The organism is Planococcus sp. A6 (assembly GCF_028823615.1).
GTDB lineage: Bacteria > Bacillota > Bacilli > Bacillales_A > Planococcaceae > Planococcus.
In genome coordinates this window covers 1-6,384 of the sequence record NZ_JAPEHT010000160.1, presented here as the reverse complement: position 1 = coordinate 6,384, position 6,384 = coordinate 1, and the positions used below count along the sequence as shown (strand labels likewise).

Genomic DNA, 6,384 nt, shown 5'->3' with positions numbered 1-6,384 from the left:
TTGAGCCGCTTCGTCGCTACGCTCCTCCAGGGTCTCAATTGTCTCGCTAATCCTCTCGGAGTCGGCCCCTTCACTTCGTCTCTAGTTTTAGAGGGAAAGAAAAACTTTTCAGTTCACTCGATGGAAAATGTAGAAATGCATTATGTTGTGTAGCTCAAATCACTTTTGCTGTGGAGAGACTAATTAGTTCTGTTCCATCGACAAGATTTTCGATAGGAGCACCAGCATGGCAGACGCTAGAATGCAGGAAGTGATTCCCCCGCTAGCCGGAAACTTCATACAGAAGCAGATCTGACGAAACTCACCCGAATCAACGAAATCTCTCAGCCTGCCAGCGCCAAGGGTGAGCCGGCGCCGTAAGGCAAGTGTTCTTCTTGGCTTATGGCAAGAGGCCAACCCAAAGCAAGGCGGCGACTACGAAGCTGAAGCACAAGTAGAATGCTGAAACACTTCAACACGTAAACCCTCACTATCCACTTCAAATATGTCCGGGAAGTGATTCCCCCACTAGCCGGCAACTGGGTATAGAAGCAGATATACCTAAACACACTCGACTCAACGAAATCACCAAGCCGCCCAGCGTAAAAGGGTGAGCCGAAGCCGTAAGACAAGTGTTCTTCTTGGCTTATGGCAAGAGGCCAATCCAAAGCAAGGCGGCGAATGCCAACCTGAAGCCAGAATCGAATGTCAAAACAGGTTGGCATGCAAACCCTCCTAACTCCCTGAAAAAAGCATTTCCCGCTGTCATTTTGAACTTCATTCAATAGAACTCTGGAATCTATCTACCTGATTTTCTATAATAATTTTCTGTAAAATCTCAATGTCGTGAAAATCTACCGATGTCTTGTCGCTCAAGGGATGGGGGGTATAAAGGAACCTTGCGCCACAGTCTGGCGTCTTTACCTAATATTAGCGCTATTGTAATAATTGTAATAAAAATGCTATGATGGATTCATTGATTATGAGGTGTTTATTATGAAAAAGACAAAAAAACTTAATTCTCCGCTGCTGGTTTTAGTGATTTTATCCGTCATTCTGCTCATCAAGCTAGGGGTATTCCGTACCCTGGTCTACGGTGAAGTCTCCTGGCTGCGCCTAATAGCCATCGATTTTCCGGTATTCATGCTCTTGCCGGTGCTATTGTTCGTCGTGCTGCGCCGGGTCAGCCCGCTCGTGGCGTTAATCTATAACCTGTTCGTCTCGGCGCTTCTTGTGTCGATCGTCTGGTATGAGCGCTACTTCCAGACCGTGCCGAGTTATTTTGACTTGCAGCAAGGCGATCAAGCCGGCTCGGTCATGGAAACGGTCAGCTTATTGTATGCGCCGCTCGACTTCCTGTTCTTTGCCGATATCATCGTCTACATAGCTTTGTTCGTTTTATACTGGAACCGGCCGCTGACAATGAAAAACCGCAAGAAGATCAGCGTAGCCGCTTTTGTACTGGTGGTGCTGAGTGTGGTGACGACAGTGGTGGCTCTGCAAAAGCCGATTTTGGATATGACTTTATTCGCCAAGGAGCAAGGATTTGTCCAGACCCAATTGGTCCAGGCAGCGCAGCAAAATAGCGCATCGGCCCAAATGCATTTGCTATCGGATGAGGAGCTGGCTAAGCTGAAAGGCAATGAGTTCGTGCCTTATACGGAACACGATCGCTTCGGCATCGCAAAAGATCGCCACCTGTTCATCATTCAAGTTGAATCCTTGCAGAACTTCGCCATTAACCAATCGATCGATGGGCAGGAATTGACGCCGAATCTTAATGAACTGCTTGGCGACAGCCTGTATTTTGACCGCATGTTCCAACAAATCGGTGCAGGCAACACATCCGATGCCGAGTGGCTATTGCATATGTCGTTGTTGACGAGAGGCTTGGATCCGACGGTCAATTATTTGAACGGCACCCCCTTGCCATCGCTTGTCAATATGCTCAATGATCGTGATTATTATACAACGACTTATCATGCAGATAAGTTGGAGTATTGGAACCGCGCGGAATTGTACCCATCGCTTGGATTTGATTATGCGTATTCGAGCGAGGAGATCCCGAATGAAGACCTGATTGGATTATGGCCATCCGACCGGACGATGTTCGAGTTTGCAGAAGGTGAAATACAAGAGCAAATCGCCTCTGGGAAGAAAATCTATGCAAACTTGATGACCGTAACGAGCCATACGCCTTTTGAAGTGCGTGAACAAGACAAGTATTTGGAGTTGCCGGAAGAATACGTGGATACCTACACAGGAAATTACTTGCAATCCATCCGGTATGCCGATGAAGCGGTAGGGGAGTTCATCGATTTCCTAAAAGCGGAAGGCATTTATGAAGATTCCCTCATTGTCGTCAATGGCGACCACTCAGGCCTTCATGGCCGGCCGATGACAAAAGAGGACAACGAGCTGATGGCCGACTTGCTCGGGCATACTTATTCGTTGAAAGATCGTTTCCTTTTGCCATTCATTGTCGCAGCTCCTGGATTACTCGAGTCAGAAGTGAATTCGAATTTTGGCGGGCAAGTGGACATGATGCCAACCATCATGAATTTGATGGGCATCGAACCGCAAGCCCCGATGGTCGGGCATAATATGCTGCAATACGAGAATAACTTGCTCGCAGTGCGCTATTACTTGCCGGGGGGCTCATATATCACAGGCGACCATATGTACTTGGGCCAAAACGCCAGATATCCCGAACGCTATTATGACTTCGAGACGATGGAGCGAATCGAACCGGAGCCTGAAATCGTCGAAGAGCAGCAGGAAAATGCCTTGAAAATCTTAAACCATTCGGATGCATTGCTGAGCAATTTCCTGGATGACGACGAAGAAGCAGAGACCGGAGAAGAGAGTTAACTCTTCTCTGGTTTTTTTGTTAATTCAAATTTACGAATGATAATGCAAATTTATTGCATAATCAATAAAAATATATTGATTATAAATGCCTAAATTGTGTATACAATTAAAGGGTTTTTCGTAATTTACATAGGACTATTATCTTTGATTCATAAAAATTCACTTTTAAACGCTGTATAAAGAATCATTTTAAGTAAATATTGTAAAATTCTCTTGTTTCTCCTAATTTTCCCCCGTACTATTAGGTCAGAAAGAGGGGAATGTAGCATTGAAAAAGAAACTTTTGTTCGTGCTGTTGTTGCTGCTAGCCATTGGAATGGGAACCGGGACTGCTTCCGCATCCGGTAAACCAACTGTTATTTTAGACCCGGGACACGGAGGAGCTTACGGCGGAACGGCTGGTTACTCAGGAAACCGGACCGGCTATTACGAGAAACACGCCAATATGGAAGTGTCGAAGCGATTGAAATCCGAACTAGAGAAAAGAGGATTTGTCGTTCACATGACCAGAACATCCGATGTCCAGTTTTCACGCATTTCATCCAGTGCGGATCTCGTCGAGCGGATGAAAGTCGCAAACGGAATGATTGCAAGCGGAAATAATGACAATACCATTTTCATGTCCGTGCACCACAATGCGACGAGTTCACCTACATACGGTGGATACGAAACGTATTACTTCGATAATCGATATGCGAGTTCGTCATATCCACCATCAGTCTTACAGCGCCATTACTCGCCGGAAAGCGGCCGTTTGGCAACGAACACGCACCGCGCAGTCATCAACTCAGGCGTTAAGGAAGGCCGTGGCATCGTCGCAAACAGCCTGTACGTAACACGTACATCAAATGTGCCAGCTGTGCTGCTCGAAGTCGGCTATATGTCCAACCCGACAGAAGAAGCGATGATCAAGCAAGCTTGGTTCCAACAAAAAATTGCAGCGAATGTTGCAAAAGGGGTAGATGATTTCTTCAACGTTTATGTCGTCAACGACAAAAACGGCAAAGCGATCAAACATTACACGTCGAAAACCGATGCGTTGAATTATTCAAAAACTATTTCAGGAAGTTATGTAACTCATAAGAAAACCGGGAAAGTGGACGGCGCAACGAAGCCTGATCCTGAACCAGTTGACCGCCCATTAGTTTATGGCATTTATCATCCATCCGTAAAAATGAGCAATAATCTATTCGGAACGGAACAAGAAGCGGTCAACGAAGCGAAAAAATGGAAGAACACAAGAGTTGTCCATACGACAACGGGAATCGTCCTGTGGTCCAACTACTTGCCGAAGAAATTCGTCGTCCTGGACGGCAGCGATAAAGAAGTGGATCGTTTCTACCAAGAAGAAGCAGCGATTGCCAGAGCCGGCAAACTAACGGAAGCATCCGTAATCGATGAGTCGACGCTCGAAGACGATATCGTTTGGTCGAACTTCAAACGCAAAAACTTCATCGTCCGTTCGAAAGACAAGGGCGAGATGGTCCACCTTTACAACCGCGAGGAAGCCCGTAACTATGCCCGCAACTGGCCAAACTCGGAATTGTATGATGTATGGGCTAAGAAAGTAATCTATACGAACACAGATAAAACCAAGTATTCGTATACTCCGCAAAATGTGCAAGGCAAGAGCCGCATCGATACAGCCGTTGCCGTATCCAAGTTGCTCTACCCTAACGGATTTGCGTCTACGAAGAGTCAAAAAACTGTAGTTTTAGCAACTTCGAACCAATATGCTGACGCATTGTCAGCTGGTCCGTTGGCCGCGCATTACGGCAATGCTCCTATCCTTTTGAGCAGAACGGATGCTCTTACTCCAGCCGTGGAACAAGAACTGAAACGCTTAAAAGCCAATAAAGTGATTATAGTGGGCGGTACGATTGCGCTCTCTGGCTCCGTAGAAAGCAAGTTGAAGAATATGGGGTTATCGGTTGAACGCTTGTCTGGCCAGACCCGCTATGACACAAATGAGAAAATCAATGAAAAACTGCCTGCTACTGATGGCGTGTTTGTTACCGCGGGCAATAACTATCCGGATGCTTTAACTGCTGCCAGCATCGCTGTAGTTAAGAACTGGCCGATTGTTCTTGTAGGCGATGGTCAGGCCGTACCGGCCAGCTTGAAGACAGCTTTCGGTGACGAAGTCGTCATCGTCGGTGGTACATCTGCAGTTTCAGCTTCATTGGAAACAGCCGTGAAACGTGAAATCGGTTCTGACGCTGTCCGCCGCCTATCAGGCAAAACGCGTTACGAAACAGGAACGGCTGCGATCGATTACTTCGCAGATGAATTCATGTCGAACCGTTTGATCGTCTCAACCGGCACGAACTACCCGGATGCGCTTGTATCATCCGCAGTCTCTGCCCGTTACAATGCACCGCTCTTCCTGGTGCCGGATAAATCATTGCCATCTACCCTAACGGATTCATTGACACAACACAGCACAGAGAAACTGATCAACCGCACATATTACATTGGCGGGGCAGTCAACTCGTCTATTAAAACAACGATCAACGCAATGCAAAAATGATAAGGTGGTTAAATACATGAAGAAATTCAGTGGTCTTTTGCTCACAGCCGTCCTCCTCGGAGGCTGTGGTACCGCTGTGACCGATTCTGCAGAAGACGATAAAGTCAACGGCACAGGCGGCACAGAAACAACCGAAACCGAAGCCGCGGAAACAGAAACAACTGAAACAGACGTGGAATCAACAGAAGACGCACCAATCGAAGTGACAGACCCGACAGGCATCCAGTTGTACATGCCAGAACTCGGCCTCGTCAAGAACTTCCAAGTGGAAGACTTCGAATTGACGCGTGAAGTGCTAGAAGTATCCGGAAACCAAGTGCTCGAGGAAATCACATTCGGCGAAGCTGCTACGATCGAAGTGACTGAATGGACAGAGTCGTCCATGAACATGCTGATCGAAACATCTGAACTCGAAGGCGAACGCGACATTTCGATCGAAGGTTTGGTGCCGATGAGTGCGCCGGTCGTCATGATCGACGAAGCCAACAGCACTGAAGGTGAATGGATTATTACATCGAACGGCGAAACGCTGGAAACACAAGCGGGCGCATTCGAAGACGTATTGGTCGTCGAGCAAGTCCTGAAATCCGAATCATCTGACCAAGTAACGACAATGACGCGTTATTTCGCACCAGGTCTTGGATTCATCCAGGAAAAAACAGTAGTCGCTAACGGAGATGACAAGCAGGAATCTGTTGTTGAATTGGTGAGCTACAAATAATAACGAAGAACCATCCGCCTCTCTTGGTGGATGGTTTTTTTGTGGGAATGAAAGAGAAGAGGCTATTCAGTTTTGGCGACTGCGTTGCAGGGGCGCGCTTTCCGGAGGGGGCGTAGGATACGGGTCATGCAGCTGATGAGACATAAATTGTGAAGTAAATAAAAAAGAGATAGGAAAAGCTTCCGCTTTTCGACTGCGTTGCAGGGGGCTGCTTGCCGTGGGGCGGGTGTTGAGCCAACGTGCCGCAAAGTGCGCGCCACGTTTGTCTCGCCAGCCCGCGCGG

General features: G+C 47.3%; 3 protein-coding genes. All 3 read left to right on the top strand.

The annotated features are described in order from the left end of the window. Positions 1-975 precede the first annotated feature (975 nt). The 3 genes from ON064_RS16470 to ON064_RS16460 all read left to right on the top strand — a co-directional run bounded on the left by ON064_RS16470 (position 976) and on the right by ON064_RS16460 (position 6,101). The gene (locus ON064_RS16470) at positions 976-2,850 is read left to right on the top strand and encodes an LTA synthase family protein (protein ID WP_274625618.1); all 1,875 of its coding nucleotides are present in this window, start codon (positions 976-978) and stop codon (positions 2,848-2,850) included. Between the two features lie 268 nt (positions 2,851-3,118). Further along, positions 3,119-5,380: a cell wall-binding repeat-containing protein gene (locus ON064_RS16465; protein WP_274625617.1), complete on the top strand. Its 2,262-nt coding sequence runs from the start codon at positions 3,119-3,121 to the stop codon at positions 5,378-5,380. Between the two features lie 16 nt (positions 5,381-5,396). Beyond that, on the top strand, positions 5,397-6,101 hold the full coding sequence (locus ON064_RS16460; RefSeq protein ID WP_274625616.1) for a hypothetical protein: 705 nt from the start codon (positions 5,397-5,399) through the stop codon (positions 6,099-6,101). Positions 6,102-6,384 lie beyond the last annotated feature (283 nt).